Genomic DNA, 19,453 nt, shown 5'->3' with positions numbered 1-19,453 from the left:
GGACTCAGGACTCAGGACTCAGGACTCAGGACTCAGGACTCAGGACTCAGGACTCAAATTACTCTTATAAAAGTAGGTAAATCAATAGCCAGTCACCAATTTATTAACCAATTAATCTTAAAGTTGAACCAGAATAGAGAATTAATGATTGATACTGCTCAAAACGCAAGCAATCACTTTAGCTTAAACGTGATGATGCGGACTTTCTATCCTGTATTCGCCTTGAATATGGTAAGCTGCGCCCCTATTTTTAAGTCTATTCACCGTAGGCTCACGAGAATTCCCACGCCTACTTCATTGTGTAAAGAGAATTGTGATGAACTTCGATTTAAATATGATCCCTACCACCTTTGACATGCTGCATGCTGGGCTCAGTGCATCAAGCCTTTTGCTACTTCTCATTGTGGTATCACGCAAATCAAAAGTCGTTGAGAAAGTTGTTGAAAAACCTGTCGAGAAAATTGTCGAAGTCGAAAAGCCGGTTGAAACGATTGTTGAAGTCGAAAAAATCGTAGAAGTAGAAAAAGTGATTGAGCGCGTAGTTGAAGTCGAATCTAAATTAGCGACAGCGCCAACCGATTCCGCCCTACAACTTTTGTCGTTAATGCAGCAAGAAGCTCGTCTGATTGACTTCTTAAATGAAGATGTCACCGCTTTTTCTGATGAGGAAGTTGGAGCCGCGGCGCGCGTGATCCACGCCGGTGGTAAAAAAGTCCTACAAGATTACATTCAGCTCACGCCCATTCGCGGCGAAGATGAAGAGAGCCGAATTACCATTGAAGCCGGTTTCAACCCGCAAGAAGTTCGCTTAACGGGTAATGTGACGGGTTCAGCCCCCTTTAATGGCACCTTAGTCCATAAAGGCTGGAAAGCAACAGCTATCACTTTGCCTAAATTGGCTGAACAGTATGATGCTTCAATCATCGCACCTGCCGAGGTTGAATTGTAATGGAACAGACAGCGGCAAAATTTAGTATTGGTATTGACTTAGGCACAACACATTGCGTGCTCTCTTATGTTGATACACAGGATGAAAACGCTCGCGTTTCAGTAATGAGCATCCCTCAACTTACCGCGCCCGGTACGGTTGAAAGCCGTCATCAATTAGGCTCGTTTTTATACCAGCCTCATGAACATGAGATGAGCCCTGCCGCACGTGTTTTGCCTTGGTCGTCCGAGCCAAAAGCTTTAGTCGGTGCCATTGCGCGCAACCTTGGCAGTAAGACACCGATTCGTTTAGTCGCCAGTGCCAAATCATGGCTATGTCATGGTGGCGTCAATCGACGTGATGCATTTTTACCCGTGGGTAGCAGCGATGAAGTGGAAAAGATCTCGCCATTAAAAGCCACTGAGTGCTATCTAGAGCATTTAAAAAGCGCTTGGGATCACGCTCACCCTGACTTCCCCTTAGCTACACAAGATGTCACGTTAACAGTACCCGCTTCATTTGATCCAGCCGCCCGAGATTTAACCGCTGAAGCAGCACGCAACGTTGGTTTTGAGCAATTAACGCTGCTTGAAGAGCCACAAGCGGCTTTATACAGTTGGATAGATAATAGCCACGATGCGTGGCGCGATGAAGTCAAAGTGGGTGACATTGTTCTCGTGGTTGATATTGGTGGGGGAACCACTGATTTATCCTTAGTGGAAGTGACTGAAGACGCTGGTAACTTAACGCTCAATCGGATTGCGGTTGGTGAGCACATCTTACTCGGCGGCGACAACATGGACCTTGCCCTTGCTTACCGTTTAAAAATGAAATTGGCGCAAGAAGGTAAAGAATTAGCCCCTTGGCAAGTACAAGCGATGACGCACGCTTGCCGAGATGCCAAAGAGGCGCTTCTTAATGACAGTGCCCTACATTCCGTACCGATTGTGGTACCAAGTCGCGGTTCAAAACTGCTCGGTACAACGCTTAAAACCGAATTGACTCAACAAGAAGTGCAACAAACCTTGGTCGATGGTTTTTTCCCACAAGTGAATATCACTGATCATCCCGTACAAAAAGCACGTGGCGCATTAACGCAAATGGGCCTTCCCTACGCGCAAGACGCTGGAATTACCCGCCATATCGCCGCGTTCTTGGCAAAACAAGCCCATGCAATGGGTGGCGACATATCCGCTCTAGAACAATCCGCTCTGAATGATAACCCATTTGCTGGCATGCCCGGTATGGGCGAAGCTCCGGAGATGGATTTTATCAAACCGACCGCCATCTTACTAAACGGTGGCGTGTTAAAATCCGATTTATTAGCAAACCGTCTTCTCAGCACTATTAATGCTTGGTTGAGCACTGTGGGAGCACCACAGATGAAGCGCTTAACAGGCTTAGACCTTGATTTAGCCGTCGCATGTGGCGCAGCGTATTACGGCGCAGTTCGTCGTGGACAAGGTGTGCGTATTCGCGGTGGCATTGCCTCGAGTTATTACGTCGGTATTGAAAGTGCTATGCCTGCCATTCCGGGGATCACACCGCCGATGGAAGCCTTGTGCGTCGCTCCATTTGGCATGGAAGAAGGAAGCAGTGTCCGCGTACCAAGCCAAGAGTTTGGATTGGTCATTGGTGAGCCTGTACATTTTCAATTCTTTGGTTCAACAATACGCCGCGATGACGAAGCTGGCATGCACTTAGATTATTGGGCTCCAGAAGAACTTGTAGAGCTGCCCGAGATCCACGTCACCTTGCCTGTTTCTGAAGGACGTCGACAAGGCGAAGTCGTTCCGGTTCACTTAGCCTCAACGATCACAGAACTCGGGACACTTCACTTAGAAGCCATTGCGACCGACAACGGCCAAACATGGCACGTTGAGTTCGATGTGCGTGAAGATCCTCAAGTCACTCAATAATCCCCACACGGCATCTTCGGATGCCTTTTTTGAAATTCAGGAGCCTCCATGTCTTCTCCTCGCTTTCTCGTCGGTATCGATTTAGGCACCACCAATACTGTGGTGGCATTTTGTGAAATCACCGAATCGTTAGAAGACTCACCCGTGCATCTTTTTGAGGTCGACCAATTGATTGGCCCCGGTGAAGTGGTTCGAAAACCACTCCTTCCGTCATTTCGTTATCACCCAGCCAACGGGCAGATCGCACCTGATGCCCTATCGCTCCCTTGGCAAATTGAACCGGTTATGGGCGATAGCAAAGAGGTAATTATTGGCCAATGGGCAAGAGATTTAGGTGCAAAAGTAGAAGGGCGACAAGTATCCAGCGCGAAAAGTTGGCTCTCCCATCAAGGGGTTGATCGCAAGCAAGCCATCTTACCGTGGGCAGGCGCTCACGATGTGGCGAAAGTTTCCCCTGTCATTGCCAGCGCCAGTTATCTCAATCACATCCGGCAAGCATGGAACTACCGCCATCCAAGTCATCGACTTGAAGATCAAAATGTCATTATCACCGTACCGGCATCATTTGATGAAACGGCTCGTAAGCTCACCATCGAAGCTGCAACACTGGCTGGCTTAAGCTCAATTGTACTACTTGAAGAGCCACAAGCAGTTTGCTATGACTGGTACGCACGTCACCGCCATTGTGCCTCACAGCAACTGCAATCACTCCCTTTGATCTTGGTTTGTGATGTGGGCGGAGGTACGACAGACCTCAGTTTAATTGAAGCAAAACACAGCGCAGACAACCAACTTTCTCTTGACCGAATTGGCGTGGGCGAGCACTTAATGCTCGGAGGTGACAACCTTGATTTAGCATTAGCTCATCTAGCTGAGCAACGCTTTGACGGTTCGAAAAAATTAACCGCCGCCAGTTTGAGCAAACTAATTCAGCAAACTCGCCAAGTCAAAGAGCAACTCTTATCAAACCAAGCCCCAGAGCAGCTAAAAATTACGCTCCTTGGCAGTGGTTCAAAGCTATTAGGCGCAGCAAAAAGCATTTCCCTGACGAAACAAGAGGTGCATGAGATTGCACTGGAAGGCTTTTTCCCACTTTGCTCGGTACAAGAACGTCCAAATAAACGCCGCAGTGCAGTGGTGGAATTCGGTTTGCCCTACGCAGCCGACCCTGCCGTGAGTAAACACATTGCTGAATTTTTAGCTGAACACCAAGCCGTTTCTCGCCTTGCGCTCAAGCAAGAGTCAAACGCAACGGCCATTCCAGTTGGATTACTACTTAATGGCGGCGTATTTAATAGTGAGCTTATCACAAAGCGCATCACTCAATTATTGACCGATTGGCGCGGTTCACCGATCACCCTGCTTGATAATCCTCATCCTGATTGGGCAGTCGCACTCGGTGCTGTCGCGTATGGTAAAGCTCGCCAAGGTGCACAGCTTAAAATCGGCGGCGGATCGGCACGCTCTTATTTTTTACACCTGCCTGAAAAAAACAGTGCGGGACATGCTCTGTGTGTCTTGGCTAAAGGCACCGAAGAAGGACAAGAGATACGCTTAACCAGCCGTCGATTTTCACTGACGTTAGGTGAACCAGTACGCTTCAACATCCTGACCTCGACTCACGATATGTTTACTGATCGCCGCGTTCAAAATGGTCTGTTATTGGCTGTTGAACATGAGCTTTTTACGCCACTGCCTCCTTATATAACGGCGTTAAAAGGAAATGATGATGCTCTATTGCACGCTAACCAAAAGCAACGAGTGGAAGTTCAACTGGCTTGTCAATTAACTGAAGTCGGCACGCTTAAGATTGAATGTGTCAGTGTTGAGGACGAAAAAAACCGATGGCAACTTGAGTTTGAAGTTCGCAAGCACAGTGAGTCAGACAGTGAAATCCAACGTCATCCTCGCTTGTCAGAGGCGATTTCGCTCATCACACACCTTTATAGTGGCAATAAAAAAGCCTCTGATAACCAAGCCATAAAAACGCTTGGCAAAGATTTAGATAAGCTTTTAGGGCCACGTGATGAATGGGATTTCACCACGCTACGACCGCTCTTTGATGCATTTTCTCAAGGCCGTAAACGTCGACGTCGCTCAGAGCAACACGAGAAAAACTGGTTGCGTCTGGCTGGGTTTGCCCTGCGACCAGGATTTGGCGACCCAACTGATCCTTGGCGTATGGAACAGATGTGGAATCTGTATCAACAAGGTATTCAATTCCAAAATCATCAAGGCTGGAGCGATTGGTGGGTATTTTGGCGGCGTATTGCTGGCGGACTGAGGCAGGAACAACAAGAAACGATTCTGGCAGATATCGCTAAGTATCTTCACCCTAGCGCAATCAAAAATCCAAAATCAGCTCAAGAAGCGCACGACAAAGGGTACGAAGCAATGGTGCGGCTTGCCGCTTCGCTGGAACATCTAGAAGTGGAAGATAAAGTATTACTTGCCACGTGGTTTTTGAACAAAGCTATTAATCAAACTCAATGTGAACAAGCACACTGGTGGGCCCTTGGGCGGTTAGCCTCTCGGACGCTACTGTATGGTAGTCAACATTCAGTCATCCCAAGAGCGCAAGTGGAACAATGGTTACCGAAGTTGCTTGATCAAAACTGGCAAAAAGAACCGATGATTGCCTTTGCCGCGGTAATGATGTGTCGCAAGACAGGAGATCGTCTTTTTGATATTAGCGATGATGTTCGTCAGCTCGTTTTAGCCAAGATAAAGCAGAGTAAGGTTCCAGAAACTTGGTTTACTTTGGTTAATGAAGTGCATGACCTGTCTGACACAGAATCCAAACGTGTCTTCGGTGATACTCTGCCAAGTGGGTTGATACTGCTTAAAAAATGAATCGACCTAATTTGACCACTCTCGTTGCTATGATGACGAGAGCGGTCAAAGATAACGCTGAATGTAGATTACAATTTCCTAAAAATCGCTTCGCAATCCGTTTGCTGCATGTATTTTGGCGCAGGATAATTCCAAAACGCTTCACGAAAAGCTTGTTTGGCCAATTCTGGAATATGCTCTGGCATGACCCCCTGTAACTGTTTAGGGATATGCAGTGTGTGATTGAGCTCTTTCACATACCCAATGAAGGCGTCCGCTTTCATTGAATCGGTCAAATGTGGATCGGTTATTTTGAGTACGTCAGCCAGTTTAGCCAGCTTATCTTTCGCCGCCTCTTTGGAGTATTCCAATACATGTGGCAACACAACTGCATTCGCTAAGCCGTGCGGGAAATGGTATTTCGCCCCAACCGCATGGGCGATGGCATGTGTATACCCTAAACTGGCTTTGGTAAAAGCAAGTCCAGCGTAATAAGAGGCCAGAGCCATGTTTTGTCTCGCCGTCAAATTTTGGCCAAAGAACGCCGCTTTTTCCAAGTTATCGTGGATCAGTTTAACCGCAGCGATGGCATAGCGATCAGTCTCTGGCGTGGCATTACGTGATATAAAGGCTTCCACTGCATGCGTGAGTGCATCCAACCCCGTTTGCGCAGTAATATGAGTAGGCAAGGCCATCATCAGCATCGGATCTAACGCTGCAATAAGTGGCACAAGTTTCGGGTCAGTAATCGGTGTTTTTTGCTGAGTTTGAGGGTCAGAAACCACCGCAATGACGGTCACTTCAGAGCCCGTTCCTGCCGTGGTTGGGATCACAAACAGCGGCGCAGGTGTTTTCCATACTTTTAACAACCCCACTAAACGTTTGATCGACTTGCGGTTAGTAGCACAAGCGGCGATCACTTTTGCACAATCGATTGAAGAGCCGCCACCAATAGCGACAACGCCTTGGCACTTCTCCAATCGGTACTGATGGAGGCCGGCTTCAACTTGATCATAAGTAGGATCAGGCAATACATGGTTAAACACCACACAACTGACACCAACGCGCTCAAACTCAAAGGTTAGTTTTTTTACATAACCAAGCTTTTCAATGCCTTGGTCTGTTACGACAAGCACGCGTTCAATACCCATCAAAGAAACCGAATAACAGAGTTGCTTGAACGATTCTTTACCAATAAACAAGGTTGGCTTGGAGATGGGCAGAATCGCTGCGGCCAATTTGAGCACTTTCATGTATAGCTTATGCTGCCACTGCTGGTACTTGATCTCCATGATTGGTCTCGAGTTGTGAAGTTCTATTAGTTAGACTAGGCAATACAACGAGTTATCTCTACCTAGAAAGTCAAATTTTGCAAGATAAGGCAAATAATCGCTGATCATTATTAGATTTAACGCCAACTTAAGCTCGCATTTTAATGCAAACCTTGTAAAATCCACCTCGCTCACTTTTTATACTTATAATTGAAATCATTAGCTGAGTACTCTGCACATAATTTTATGTGTCATAAAATAATCGACACGTCGTTTGGCTTTCGTCTTTGAGGTGCATTCCCTGCACTCAAATGGCATTCAAAAATTGTATTTTATTCAACCAATTACTGTAGAAGTCATGAACGAAGATAAGTTTACCAATGTCTATCGCTTGCCTGGTTCATTGCAAATTCGCATAGCCACATGGCAGCAAACCTTTAAAGGCACTTCTGATTTAGTGCTTCATCAAGTATTAACTGCTAGAAATAATCAGTATAAACAGGCTGACTTTTGGCCTAAGGGCTGGTGTGTGAATCTGTTTGATGAGAGCGATATTTCCATTACGCAGCACGGTACCTACATTCAAACCAGTATGCGAACGATGATTGATCGTAAAATCTCATATAAGCGCGTTTATCTCTCTCGGCTACCTTTAGAAAAAGCCGAGCCCGCCTTGCTTCGCTTTAAGAAAGAGTGGATCCGCAACTACAATAATGTCGCCCAAGAGTATAACAAGAGGAAAAAGAAAGAGTTTATGGCCTTTGCCAGAGAAGAGGTCGAAACACTTTATCCTGCCATTCCTAAAGAACCTTTTGATAAAGCGCTATGGAACCGTTTAGTGGTTTCGATTGTTGGTCACGCCAATAAATTCAACAATCCTTACTTTGTTAAACATGCTGATTTTTAACGTAATAAAATTTAGCGTAATAAAAAAGCCAGAGTGGTTTCACTCCGGCTTTTTTGTCAGACATCGCAAATGAAAAGCACTGGCTGAATAACGTAGAATAGAAGAGCAATTAAGCGTAATTGGCATCCACTAATTCACCAGCAACAACTTTGCTCACTTCAGCACGATTTTCTAACCATTTTACAACCAACGCTTTATCTTCTTCTGTTGCTGAACGGTAGCGATCGGCTGCGCACACAAAGCCGTCAAAAATCTCTAATCCACCACCACCGAAACAAAGACCGATGTTATCAACGTAATCAATAAACTCATCAACGAAGAGATCGTATTGTTCAAAGTCTTTGATAGACGTTGTACAGCTAACTTCAAAACCGAGGATCGCAAATTCACCTAAAAACAGTTTCTTACGGATACGGCGGTTTTTATTTTCTAGCTTGTCGATTTTCATCATATTTTCTCTCTCTGTTTGAATGCGGCATTTATACACCTTTCAGCACCATTTCCAAAATGATTCTTTATATAAACCGCCACAAGCGGACACTTTCACAACAAATTGTTTCAAGATGTGCCAAGGCAAAACAAGTTAAAACAAGCCGCTCGTCAAGCTTAGTGACGTCAAATTAAAGTCAAGAAAATCATAATTATTGACTGCTTCGCAACTTAATCTAAAAACTTCGCACAACTTTTGAGCCTGCCACCCATGCACATTTTTATTTCATAGTGCATGGTTAAATCAGCTCATTTAGCCCTTGTAAATCGTATTTTTGAGGTGGATTTATGTTTGATTTAAACGGTGAATGGCGATTGAGCTCACCCGAGTATCCCGATATCCAAATCGCGATGACACTGCCCGGTGACCAGTATCATGCATTACTGCAAGCGGGTTTGATCCCTCATCCCTATTATGCATCCAATGAATCTCAGGTTCAGTGGGCTGGTTTATGTCATTGGGTATTAACAAAAGCGATCACTTTAAATGCGGCAGACCTTCAATGCCCAAACCACTTACTGGAGCTGAATAAGGTCGATACGTTTGCTGATCTATGGATCAACGGACAGAAGGTTTTACAGTGCCATAATGCTTTTCAAACCTATACCGTTAATATTCGCCCTTATCTGCAAATTGGTGTAAATCATTTTGAATGGCGATTTGAACCTGCCGCTTCGGTAGCCAAGCAAAGAGCCGATGAGCTACCCTTTCCCATTCCGTGGGCGCAAGGGAATAATCAACTTCCTCACATGAACACCGTGCGAAAACCTCAATGCCACAGTGGTTGGGATTGGGGTATATGCCTTGCTGTTTGTGGTATTTTTGCACCAATGCAATTAAAAACGGTACAAGAATATTCACTGCTGGGTGTGGATATTGAACAAGTTTGGCATGCTTTAACACACGTTACGCTGCACGTGAAAATACGGCATAGCGAATCGCTCTCCACACCCATCACACTTACTTTTGGCGATCAAACTATTACGATCGATAGTGAGGCATTTTGCAACCAAAGCAGTGTGGATATTGATGTTCACCATCCGCATCTCTGGTGGCCAAACGGTTACGGTGACCCTTATTTATACACACTGTCTATTACCATGGCACAGCAGCAGATCAACCGCCAAGTTGGCTTAAGACGTCTCACGTTGCGCACTGAGCAAGATTCCATCGGCAGTGAAATGACCTTTATCGTGAATGAGGTCTCGATATCAGTGAAGGGCGCGAATTGGATACCAATGGACGCCATGCCAAGCAAAGTCAATTTTTCCCGTTATCAACAGCTGCTACGAGCCGCACAAGAAGCTCACATGAATATGATTCGTGTGTGGGGAGGAGGTGATTATGAACACGATCATTTCTATCAACTTTGCGACCAACTCGGATTATTAGTCTGGCAAGATCTGATGTTTTCCTGCGCGCAATACCCTTCAACACCGAGTTTCTTAGAAGAGGTAAAGCAAGAAGTCACACAACAAATACAACGTTTGAAGCACCATGCTTGCCTTGCCATTTGGTGTGGTGATAATGAGGTGATTGGCTCATTAACTTGGTATCCAGAATCTCGAGAAAACCGTGAAAAATACCTAGTCAATTACGACCGACTTAATCGTTTTTTAGAAATCCTCGTCAATGAGCAAGATCCAAATCGCCGCTTTTGGGCAAGCTCACCTTGCAATGGTGAGTTAGATTTTGGTGACGCTTGGCATGATGATAATAAAGGTGACATGCATTTTTGGGATGTGTGGCATTCAGGTAAATCCTTTGACGCTTACCATTCAATATCCCCACGATTTTGTTCAGAATTCGGTTATCAGTCTTGGCCTTCATTTAGTGAAGTGAAGCAGATTATCCCAGAAAGCGACTGGAATATCAGTGCGCCTCATTTTGAACATCACCAAAAGAATGCTCGTGGTAATAGCATCATCACCGAAATGTTTACTCGCTATTTCCGTTTCCCGAATGGCTTCCAGCAGATGCTTTATTTGAGCCAAGTTCAGCAAGCCATGGCGATTAAAACGGCTGTCGAAGCGTGGCGGGCAACCTCACCGATTTGTCGTGGCATATTATATTGGCAACTCAATGACAACTGGCCCGTCGCGTCTTGGTCAAGCATTGAGTATTCTGGACGCTGGAAGCAATTACATTATCACGCCAAACGGTTTTATAACCCGCTTTTGGCCTGTTTTTCTGAAGATGAGAAACACCTATCACTGAGAGCCATTAATGATGCGCCCGGTGAGCAATACCTTGTGGGTGACATATATTGGTTTGGATGGGAAGGAGAATTGCGAAAGCATTGGTCAATCAATGAACGGCTGCCCCAAGAGAGTAACCAAATCGTGTGGCAACACACAATAAAGGATTTCACACCAGAAAAAGGAGCGATCTACTTTGTCAGTACGGATGGCCAGCGGGATAATTTTTGGCTGCCGGATGTACCCAAACGCTTGCCCTTAAAATCGGCCCGCATATTGTGTGAATATCGTGCGGGCAGTCTCTGTTTGACCACTGACCGACCTGCACTTTACGTTCACCTAGAACATGACAACGTACTACAATTTTCTGACTCCAGCTTCTTTTTGCTCCCCAACCAAATGCGGACAATCTCCTTTAGATCAGACGATAAATCTCACTTAAACTGTACTATTTATCAACTGGCTGAATGAACTGAGTCGAATAAAGACAAACGCTCAGCCTTAAGGAAGGAAACGAAAAAGAGCTGCGCATCAAGCAGCTCTTTGCAAGCTAAACCATTTTTGCTAATGCATGTTAAACATTGGCTCATGTCAAACACTGACTAATGTTGAACACCAGATGGATTTTCACCAAATTCAGTCTGTTGATAAATATCTGCAAGGGTTTTTGCACGTTTTGCTGCCTTGCGTCGTTTCGTTGGTTCAAAGTATTGCTCGACCTGCTTCAATGTCTCTTCATGGTCTTGCGCGGATTGGACAAAGTCTGGGTTGGCTAACGCTTCTTGGCGAAGGCGGTTAACTCGTTCTAGCGTTTCCCACAACATATTTCACCTCCAACTTCACTGTGCATACATACAGCTTAGTAAAGAGTGACATAATGTCAAGCGATTAACTGTGGATTTATACAGTTAATTAAAATAAATGCTCATTATTTCAATGAGTCATTAATCTGCGAGGCCTCTTAAGGTGCGCACGTTGATTCTCGAAGCACTAGCTTACCTAGATAGCGATGTATCTTGGCATCATCCGAGCCCTTCCCTTCAGCCAATTGTAGGGCTAAGGCTACTGCGTCCTTCGTCAGTTGCTCAATGGGAAGCGATATTGTTGAGAGATTGGGCACCGAATACGCAGCCGCAGGCTCATCATCAATCCCCATCACAGAGACCTGATTAGGTACCAAAATGGCATGTTCGTAAAGTGCGCGCATTGCTCCTAGTGCCATATCATCGTTACAGGCAAAAATAGCGCTGAACTCACTCTGTTGTTCTAATAACCGTTGAACCGCGACATAACCCGCCAGCATAGAATTATCACCTTCAACAACGAGCGTGTGATTGAGCTTAATACCAGTCTGCTGCAAGCCTGACTGGTAAGCAGCAAATCGCTGTTGTCCTGTATCACTGTCCAAAGGGCTAGTGATGCAAGCAATGCGGCGATGGCCAAGTTCAAGCAAGTGATTAATCGCTAAAGAAGCGGCTTGATGCTGCTCAAAACCAAAACTATGCAAACCGACCTCTTCCAAGGTTCGATTGAGTACAATCAGTGGCACTGAAACATCAGATTGCAATGATGCCAGCTCATGATTCGACAAATGGCGGCTGTAAAGCATGATGGCGTCACAACGCTGAGTGAGCAATGAGCGCACTGCTGCTAATTCGCCTGCCGCATTATCGTGACTGTCCATGACAAGTAAGGTCTTACGTGCTTGCTCGGCACCTTGTGCTGCTTGATGCAATAAGCTACCAAAATAACTCCCTTGAAACTGAGGAAGTATCAGCCCAATCGCATTTGCACTGTTTGTGGCTAATGCTTGCGCCAACACATTAGGTTGATAACCCAAGGTGGACATGGCTTGTAAAACGGCTTCTCGCGTACTTGCTTTTACTTGGCCAGTTTGGTTGAGTACGCGCGATACGGTGGCTTTAGACACGCCCGCTGCTTTACAAACGTCATTGATTGTCGCCATGGTGACTCCTAATAAAAACCCCCGACTCTTGGAAGCCGAGGGAGTTTACCTAATTTCCTAAGCTGGATGAACGCTCTCAATCAACAATTATTATTGTCATTCCACGTTTATAATTGTTCGCCATTGGTTTTGATCACGGACTGATACCAGTAAAAGCTTTTCTTTTTACTGCGAGCCATTGAACCAGAACCATCATCGTGTTTGTCTACATAAATGAAACCGTAACGTTTTTTATATTCACCAGTGGTGAACGACACACAATCGATGCAGCCCCAAGGGGTGTAGCCCATGACATCAACGCCGTCTATAGCAATGGCCTTCTTCACTTCTCGTATATGTGCTTGTAAATACTCAATCCGATAATCGTCTTGCACTTGGCCTTGCTCATCGACTTCATCGATCGCCCCAAAACCATTTTCGACAATAAAAATCGGTTTCTGGTAGCGTTCATACAACTCAGAAAGCGCGTAGCGAAGCCCTACCGGGTCAATTTGCCATCCCCAATCAGACGCTGTGAGATAAGGGTTTAAGCGACTTTGTTTAAATAAACTGGTTGTTTCACCTTCAGCGTTGCGATCATCAGAGACAATATTTGTCATGTAATAGCTGATCGCAAGGTAGTCGGCACAACCCTTACGCAGTATCGCTTCATCGCCATCGAGCATATCAACGGTTATCGATTTTCGCTCCCATTCACGCCAAATATAGCTTGGGTAATAGCCACGAACTTGCACATCGCTGAACAAGTACTTCTCTCTCATCATTTCTTGAGAGCGGATCATATCTTCTGGACGACACGACGCGGGATAAAGCGGCATCATATGAATCATGCTACCCATTTGAAATTGAGGGTTGATCTTATGACCAAGATCGACCACTAAAGCACTGGCAATAAATTGGTGATGCATGACTTGGTACATCACCTGCTCTGGGTTGTCATGTTCAGTGAAGATCACCCCTGAGTTACAGTAGCCAAACAGTGGGAATTCCCAATTTCGCTGGTTATTGATCTCATTGAAGGTAATCCAGTATTTCACTTTCTGTTTATAACGCTCCATCACCACTTGGCTAAAGTTAACGAAAAAATCCACAAGCTTGCGATTTGCCCATCCCCCGTATTGTTGTACAAGGTGGAATGGCATCTCAAAATGCGAAAGCGTAATAACTGGCTCAATGCCGTATTTCAGCAATTCATCAAAAAGATCATCATAAAATTGTAGCCCTGCTTCATTGGGCGAGACTTCGTCACCTTGTGGAAAAATACGAGTCCAAGCAATTGAGGTTCTAAAACATTTAAAACCCATCTCAGCAAAAAGTGCAATGTCACCTTTGTAATGACTATAAAAATCAACGGCTTCATGATTAGGATAGAAATAATTTGCATCCACACCGGAGGTCATCACCCTAGGTACTTCATGCGCTCCTTTTGAGAGCACATCGACAATGCTGACTCCTTTTCCACCTTGGTTCCATCCACCTTCAACTTGATGTGCTGCTACAGCCCCACCCCATAAAAAATCTTTTGGAAAACCATTCGTTGCCATCGTCATCTACCTCGTCTTCATTTGCTGACTCAATGTACCCTTATGTCGATCTAATATGCTATTTCACGCCATGTGGACACGTTGTATAGAAATACATCATCGCTTTGCTACTTTGCGTGACATCATAAACGATTATCTTAAAAATGTAACCGGTTTCGGAAACCGGTTACATTTAAATTAATAATTCTAATGTTCTCGGAAGAAAATACGCACTATTTGTTACTGACAAGTGGCAAACAGAGACATTCCGTAGCACTTTTGCTGTGACTACTGTATGCTTGCGCCTTTCCGCAACGTGATGCGGATCACTTCCTTATTTACATATCGAGACATTTTAATGAGTTTTGCCTCTCTGGGTTTATCCCATGCCATCCTGAAAGCCGTTGCTTCTCAAGGTTACGAAACACCATCGCCAATTCAGGCGCAAGCTATTCCAGCCGTTCTTGAAGGCAAAGATGTGATGGCAGCGGCCCAGACAGGTACCGGGAAAACAGCAGGATTTACCCTGCCCATTTTGGATCTATTAATTAAAGGCCCAAAAGTAGGCCCCAACCAAGTGCGTGCATTAATTCTGACGCCGACACGTGAATTAGCCGCGCAAGTTGCCGACAATGTGGCAACTTACGGACAAAACCTTCCACTACGCTCTGAAGTTATTTTTGGCGGTGTGAAAGTTAACCCACAGATGATGAAAATGCGTCGTGGAGTAGATATCTTGGTCGCGACACCGGGTCGACTGTTGGATTTATACAACCAAAATGCGATTAAATTTAACCAATTAGAAATTTTGGTCTTAGACGAAGCGGATCGCATGTTAGACATGGGCTTCATTCGTGACATTAAAAAGATCCTTGCACTGCTGCCAGCAAAACGTCAAAACCTACTCTTTTCGGCCACTTTCTCTGATGAAATTCGCCAACTTGCGAAAGAGTTAGTTAATAACCCAGTCGAGATTTCGGTTACGCCACGCAATAGTACCGCCAAAACCGTCAAACAGTGGGTACATCCTGTAGATAAAGCGAAAAAACCAGCACTATTGATTCAACTAATCAAAGAAAATAATTGGCAACAAGCGTTGGTATTTACACGAACTAAACACGGCGCTAATCGCTTAACCGCACAACTTGAAGGCAGTGGCATCAGCGCCGCCGCTATTCATGGCAATAAAAGTCAAGGCGCACGTACTAAGGCATTGGCCAATTTTAAAAGTGGTGAGATCCGCATTTTAGTAGCAACGGATATTGCCGCTCGCGGCATTGATATTGACCAATTACCACAAGTGGTAAACTTTGAATTGCCTAACGTCCCTGAAGATTATGTTCACCGAATTGGCCGTACAGGCCGCGCAGGCGCTGAAGGCAATGCGATCTCTTTGGTCTGCGCCGATGAAGCAAAAGACATGTTTGCCATTGAGCGCCTTACCCAAAATTTACTAGAACGAATTGAGGTTGAAGGCTTTGCGCCAGTGAACAAATTACCGGCATCTCCTTCGCTACAACCGATTAAAGCGAAAAAGCCGAAAAAGAACAAACCAGAACATAATGACGGACAGCGCTCTGGTGATGTAGCAAAAGGTCACAGCATAAGCGCGAATACCAAAACTAATGACAGAAAGCCGAAAGCGGCCAATTCCACTCGTTCAAACAGTAACAAACCAAGTGCAAACCAACCCACGAGAAGCGGATCGGCTGGACAAAATAGACCTCGTAGAACAAACAAAATCGCGGCGAGCTGATATTACTCACTGACTACGACTCTCTGATTAAAAAGTAAAGGCCACTCTCATCTAGTGGCCTTTTTGCTTTTACGCGCCTTTGGGCGGTGTGAATGCGGTTAGAGGAAGTGGCTCTCCTGTATATTTCTCTATTTTCACAATTGAAGAGTTACCAGCACAGCCATTGGCTAACCTTGAAGTAGGTATATCAGCGGTCAGTACGTTGCATCCTCCGTTTTTACATAAACCATGAGGTTTATCAAAATCGGGCCATGCCCCTTCATGAATACAGACCGAACCTTGCTTAATTCCATCCGTGATCAGCGCGCCAACTAAGACTTGGCCACGTTGGTTATAAGCACGAACAAGATCGCCATCTTTGATCCCTCGAACTTTTGCATCTTCTGGATGAATCCAGATCGGTTCACGGTTTGCTATCGCATATTGCTCGCGTAGTGCCGCATAGTTTAACTGGCTATGGAGACGATGAGCCGCATGCGATGTCATCAATTGCAGTTCATCGGCTTGAGCATTCCCTACCCACTCCGTTGGCGGCATCCACATAGGATGTGGCGGGCAATCGCTATATTTGAAGCCTTCGATGGTTTTGGAGAAGATCTCAATCTTGCCACTTGGTGTACCAAGAGGGTTCAGGATAGGATCCTCTCTGAAAGAGGAATAACGCACAAACTTCGCGTTCGCTTCGTTCCATTTCATCTCAATGAGCTGATTTTGTTTCCAAAAATAGCTGAAGTTAGGCATTGCAATCCGATTCTGGCGACCGATAGCTTGAGCTCCTTTATAGAAACCAGCCAACCATTCCATTTCGGATTTATTTTCCGTATACACTGCACGTCCGCCCGGTTTTAACAGCTCCGCCATATCAGCAAATACATCAAAATCATTTCGCGCTTCAAATTGAGGCTCAATTGCTTGTTTCATCGGCACTAAATGTTGATTGCTATAATCCCCTGTCATGGTGAGATCATTACGCTCAAATGACGTCGTGATGGGCAGTACAATATCAGCGTGTTTTGCGGCCGCAGTCCAATAAGGCTCAGATATAACGATGAGTTCCGGCTTTTGCCACGCTTTAATCAAACGGTTGGTATCTTGGTGATGAGTAAAGTTTGCACCGCCTGCCCACCAGATCATTTTGATGTTAGGAAATGTTTTCTCATGCCCGTTGTGTTGATATTGACCGGATGGGTTTTCCAACGCTTCAACAATACGAGCCACAGGAAAACTATTTACTGCTCCAGAAACGGCCCAATCATTACCCGCAGATGAACCACCATCAATAGCCGCTGATATAGCAGGTAAAACACCCGCAGTTCGCGTTGGGTTACCGCCATTGGAATAGTGATATGAAAAACCAAACCCACCACCGGGTAAACCGATCTGCCCTAGCATTGCAGCCAGAGTGACAAGCATCCAGTGTTTTTGTTCACCATATTGCTGACGTTGGATTCCCCAACCAGCCATGATCATGGTTCTATTTTTGCTAAAAATATCAGCCAATAGCTCTAGTTGTTTGGCAGGAACGCCACAAATTGCCTCAGCCCATTGTGCTGTCTTTGGCGTGCCATCAGAATGACCTAGCAGATAAGCTTCAAACTTGTCGTAACCAGCGGTGTATTTATTCAAAAATTCGAGGTTATGTTGGCCCTTTTCAACTAATGAGTGGGCGATCCCCAACATCATCGCAACGTCAGTACCAGGATGCGGTGCAATCCACTGAGCGTTTTCACCAAAAAATTCGATGGTTTCCGAACGCATAGGATCGATAGCGATAATGGTTTTTTTAGAATGTTTGAGTTGATTAAAAAACTCAAGCCCCGCGCCGTCGGTACTGCTCCATGCTATTTTCAGTGTATTAATAGGGTTAAGCCCCCAAAGCACCACAACATCACTACTTTCAAGTACAACAGGGTAAGTTGTTTGTTGTTCATACACTTCTATTGAGCCTACAACGTAAGGCATGATGACTTGCGCAGCACCCGTAGAATAATCACCTAAATGACCCGAATAGCCTCCCGCCATACTCATATAGCGTTGCAGTAGGGTTTGGGCTTTATGTAAAATCCCACTGGATCGCCAGCCGTAAGAGCCCGCAAAAATTGACTCGGCTCCATAAGCAGTGCGAATACGGGCATGCTGTTGGTGGATTAATTGCAGCGCTTTTTCCCAACTAACGCGGACGAACTCATCGTCTCCTCGTTTACCATCTGGCATACGGGGATTGGCTAGAAAACCTTTACGCACCATCGGGTATTTGACCCGCGCTTGAGTATGCACTTGATCTGGCGCTGAGGTTTGTAGACTATTGGGTACGGTTTGCGGCAATGCATTCTTGGAGGAAATAATTTTCCCATCCTTAACTTCAACCAGCATAGCGCCCCAACGCCCAGCAGTCAGTACACCAGCTCCTCGCGGTGCGGAAGCGAGAACTGGCATAGGTTTAACCGAAAAAATAGCGACCGCACCTGCAGTTGCACCAGCGCTTTTTAGAAAACTTCGACGTGTGAGAGTAGTCATCACTGAATCCTTATTTCATTTTTTATTGGGCAACAACATCTTTCGCATTATATTGGAAATATTTCGTGAGGATTTCTAGATCCTCTGCGGAAATAGAGGTACGGTCCCCCATACTTTTTGCCACAGAAGGCCACGCGTTAACCGTAAAATGGTTACTCGGAATTTTGGCATGACATGTTGAACAGTAAACATTGTCCAATTGCTCAGCGTATGCCCAAAGCGAATCCATTTTACCCAACACTGGCGTGTCGATGTCCCCGGCAAGTGTTACTTGACGCCACTGATTTCCGTAGGCATCTTCGTTATACTCTTTTACGCTCAATGCTTTTTGCCCTGCTTCAGTTAACATAGCAATCACAGCACGCTTACCTTCACCCATATACAAGACTTGTTCTGCACCTTGCATCTGATAACCACTCAATTCAACGGTGCGTTTGCCATCGCTTTCATTCAATACTTTCAGCGGCGTCGCTGGATTGATCGTTCCGAAATCAGAAATGGACGTAGATTGCATCGCATAAACAATAGAAGTGCCCACAGGGGTTAACTTAGCCTCTTCGACTAAATGGGCTAATGCTTGGCTGTCCATTTTGACTTCAGGAAGCATGTGCGCCACACCTTTATGGCAATCAATACAGGTTTGATTATTGTCGATACCGTACTGATGCATTTTTTGTGCTTGCACCGTTTGGTCGTAAATCTCCATCGCATCTTCACTGTGACATGAACGACAGGTCGCAGAATCGTTCGCTTTTAATTGCGCCCAGACAGTTTCAGCCATCTCGGCTCGATGCGCTTCATACTTTTCAGGTGTGCTGATCTTCTTGGTAATAAACTCATGATAGATATCTTTGGACGCCCTGATTTTAGTGACTAAATAATCCATAGTATCAGTGGGTATATGGCAATCAGCACATTCTGCACGGATGCCTTTGGCATTGCTGAAGTGTACCGAGCCTTGATACTCCTGAAAGGGTGCTTGCATAGTATGACAAGAGAGACAAAATTCCGTACTCGACGTTTTTTCTAAGATGACATGAGTCCCTCCAAGGCTTAACCAACCGAGCAGCACCCCAATAGCAAGAACTCCCACTATCATTCTTTTTTTAATATTCATTATTCCTCACAAATCTCAACGGATGTGGT

The 19,453-nt window shown here is 45.3% G+C and carries 13 protein-coding genes; 6 read left to right on the top strand and 7 right to left on the bottom strand.

All coding sequences use genetic code 11. The features are described 5' to 3' along the window. Window positions 1-316: 316 nt before the first annotated feature. From AACT23_RS03220 to AACT23_RS03210, 3 genes are read left to right on the top strand one after another with little or no spacing between them, the layout of a single operon-like run. The gene (locus tag AACT23_RS03220) at window positions 317-949 is read left to right on the top strand and encodes a DUF2760 domain-containing protein (protein WP_026028849.1); all 633 of its coding nucleotides are present in this window, start codon (window positions 317-319) and stop codon (window positions 947-949) included. Beyond that, window positions 949-2,847, top strand: coding sequence for an Hsp70 family protein (locus AACT23_RS03215; protein ID WP_094126937.1), 1,899 nt, complete (start codon window positions 949-951; stop codon window positions 2,845-2,847). The genes AACT23_RS03220 and AACT23_RS03215 overlap by 1 nt, the downstream gene beginning before the upstream one ends. A gap of 48 nt (window positions 2,848-2,895) precedes the next feature. After that, window positions 2,896-5,700, top strand: coding sequence for an Hsp70 family protein (locus AACT23_RS03210; protein WP_094126935.1), 2,805 nt, complete (start codon window positions 2,896-2,898; stop codon window positions 5,698-5,700). 68 nt (window positions 5,701-5,768) lie between these two features. Here the strand turns inward: AACT23_RS03210 and AACT23_RS03205 are convergent, their stop codons facing one another. Continuing rightward, window positions 5,769-6,971 carry an iron-containing alcohol dehydrogenase gene (locus AACT23_RS03205; protein ID WP_094126933.1) on the bottom strand — a complete coding sequence of 401 codons (1,203 nt, stop codon included), beginning with the start codon at window positions 6,969-6,971 and terminating at the stop codon, window positions 5,769-5,771. A gap of 253 nt (window positions 6,972-7,224) precedes the next feature. On the opposite strand from AACT23_RS03205, the gene AACT23_RS03200 reads away from it, so the two are divergent. Beyond that, the gene (locus tag AACT23_RS03200; protein ID WP_013856799.1) at window positions 7,225-7,857 is read left to right on the top strand and encodes an MSHA operon transcriptional regulator; all 633 of its coding nucleotides are present in this window, start codon (window positions 7,225-7,227) and stop codon (window positions 7,855-7,857) included. 109 nt (window positions 7,858-7,966) lie between these two features. Here the strand turns inward: AACT23_RS03200 and AACT23_RS03195 are convergent, their stop codons facing one another. Beyond that, window positions 7,967-8,305, bottom strand: coding sequence for a YggL 50S ribosome-binding family protein (locus tag AACT23_RS03195; protein ID WP_026028717.1), 339 nt, complete (start codon window positions 8,303-8,305; stop codon window positions 7,967-7,969). A gap of 329 nt (window positions 8,306-8,634) precedes the next feature. On the opposite strand from AACT23_RS03195, the gene AACT23_RS03190 reads away from it, so the two are divergent. Beyond that, window positions 8,635-11,016 (top strand): glycoside hydrolase family 2 protein, encoded by a 2,382-nt coding sequence (locus tag AACT23_RS03190; protein WP_094126931.1) that lies wholly within the window; start codon window positions 8,635-8,637, stop codon window positions 11,014-11,016. A 131-nt stretch (window positions 11,017-11,147) separates the two neighbouring features. On the opposite strand, the gene AACT23_RS03185 is transcribed toward AACT23_RS03190, so the two are convergent. The 3 genes from AACT23_RS03185 to AACT23_RS03175 all read right to left on the bottom strand — a co-directional run bounded on the left by AACT23_RS03185 (window position 11,148) and on the right by AACT23_RS03175 (window position 14,055). Continuing rightward, window positions 11,148-11,369: a hypothetical protein gene (locus AACT23_RS03185; RefSeq protein ID WP_010319365.1), complete on the bottom strand. Its 222-nt coding sequence runs from the start codon at window positions 11,367-11,369 to the stop codon at window positions 11,148-11,150. Window positions 11,370-11,506: 137 nt separating this feature from the next. Then, window positions 11,507-12,511 carry a LacI family DNA-binding transcriptional regulator gene (locus tag AACT23_RS03180; protein WP_094126929.1) on the bottom strand — a complete coding sequence of 335 codons (1,005 nt, stop codon included), beginning with the start codon at window positions 12,509-12,511 and terminating at the stop codon, window positions 11,507-11,509. Between the two features lie 107 nt (window positions 12,512-12,618). After that, window positions 12,619-14,055, bottom strand: coding sequence for a 6-phospho-beta-glucosidase (locus AACT23_RS03175; RefSeq protein ID WP_026028850.1), 1,437 nt, complete (start codon window positions 14,053-14,055; stop codon window positions 12,619-12,621). A gap of 274 nt (window positions 14,056-14,329) precedes the next feature. Between AACT23_RS03175 and AACT23_RS03170 the strand changes: the two genes are divergently transcribed. Then, the gene (locus AACT23_RS03170; protein WP_094126927.1) at window positions 14,330-15,790 is read left to right on the top strand and encodes a DEAD/DEAH box helicase; all 1,461 of its coding nucleotides are present in this window, start codon (window positions 14,330-14,332) and stop codon (window positions 15,788-15,790) included. Window positions 15,791-15,859: 69 nt separating this feature from the next. Here the strand turns inward: AACT23_RS03170 and AACT23_RS03165 are convergent, their stop codons facing one another. Both AACT23_RS03165 and AACT23_RS03160 read right to left on the bottom strand, forming a co-directional pair. Then, a complete protein-coding gene (locus tag AACT23_RS03165; protein ID WP_094126925.1) occupies window positions 15,860-18,307 on the bottom strand; it encodes a molybdopterin guanine dinucleotide-containing S/N-oxide reductase in 2,448 nt (815 codons plus the stop codon). 22 nt (window positions 18,308-18,329) lie between these two features. After that, window positions 18,330-19,424: a NapC/NirT family cytochrome c gene (locus tag AACT23_RS03160; protein ID WP_094126923.1), complete on the bottom strand. Its 1,095-nt coding sequence runs from the start codon at window positions 19,422-19,424 to the stop codon at window positions 18,330-18,332. Between the last annotated feature and the right edge of the window lie 29 nt (window positions 19,425-19,453).

Origin of the sequence: Vibrio sp. V09_P4A23P171, from assembly GCF_963875615.1 — a bacterium.
In the GTDB taxonomy this organism is placed as follows: Bacteria; Pseudomonadota; Gammaproteobacteria; order Enterobacterales; family Vibrionaceae; genus Vibrio; species Vibrio anguillarum.
The sequence above is the reverse complement of the archived record's forward strand: the minus strand, read 5'-3'. Positions and strand labels throughout refer to the sequence as shown.

Coding starts and splice junctions, on each gene's coding strand:
- AACT23_RS03190 (WP_094126931.1), top strand. CDS start 8,635: ATGTTTGATTTAAACGGTGAATGGCGATTGAGCTCACCCGAGTATCCC.
- AACT23_RS03185 (WP_010319365.1), bottom strand. CDS start 11,369: ATGTTGTGGGAAACGCTAGAACGAGTTAACCGCCTTCGCCAAGAAGCG.
- AACT23_RS03205 (WP_094126933.1), bottom strand. CDS start 6,971: ATGGAGATCAAGTACCAGCAGTGGCAGCATAAGCTATACATGAAAGTG.
- AACT23_RS03210 (WP_094126935.1), top strand. CDS start 2,896: ATGTCTTCTCCTCGCTTTCTCGTCGGTATCGATTTAGGCACCACCAAT.
- AACT23_RS03165 (WP_094126925.1), bottom strand. CDS start 18,307: ATGACTACTCTCACACGTCGAAGTTTTCTAAAAAGCGCTGGTGCAACT.
- AACT23_RS03215 (WP_094126937.1), top strand. CDS start 949: ATGGAACAGACAGCGGCAAAATTTAGTATTGGTATTGACTTAGGCACA.
- AACT23_RS03180 (WP_094126929.1), bottom strand. CDS start 12,511: ATGGCGACAATCAATGACGTTTGTAAAGCAGCGGGCGTGTCTAAAGCC.
- AACT23_RS03195 (WP_026028717.1), bottom strand. CDS start 8,305: ATGAAAATCGACAAGCTAGAAAATAAAAACCGCCGTATCCGTAAGAAA.
- AACT23_RS03220 (WP_026028849.1), top strand. CDS start 317: ATGAACTTCGATTTAAATATGATCCCTACCACCTTTGACATGCTGCAT.
- AACT23_RS03175 (WP_026028850.1), bottom strand. CDS start 14,055: ATGGCAACGAATGGTTTTCCAAAAGATTTTTTATGGGGTGGGGCTGTA.
- AACT23_RS03160 (WP_094126923.1), bottom strand. CDS start 19,424: ATGAATATTAAAAAAAGAATGATAGTGGGAGTTCTTGCTATTGGGGTG.
- AACT23_RS03170 (WP_094126927.1), top strand. CDS start 14,330: ATGCTTGCGCCTTTCCGCAACGTGATGCGGATCACTTCCTTATTTACA.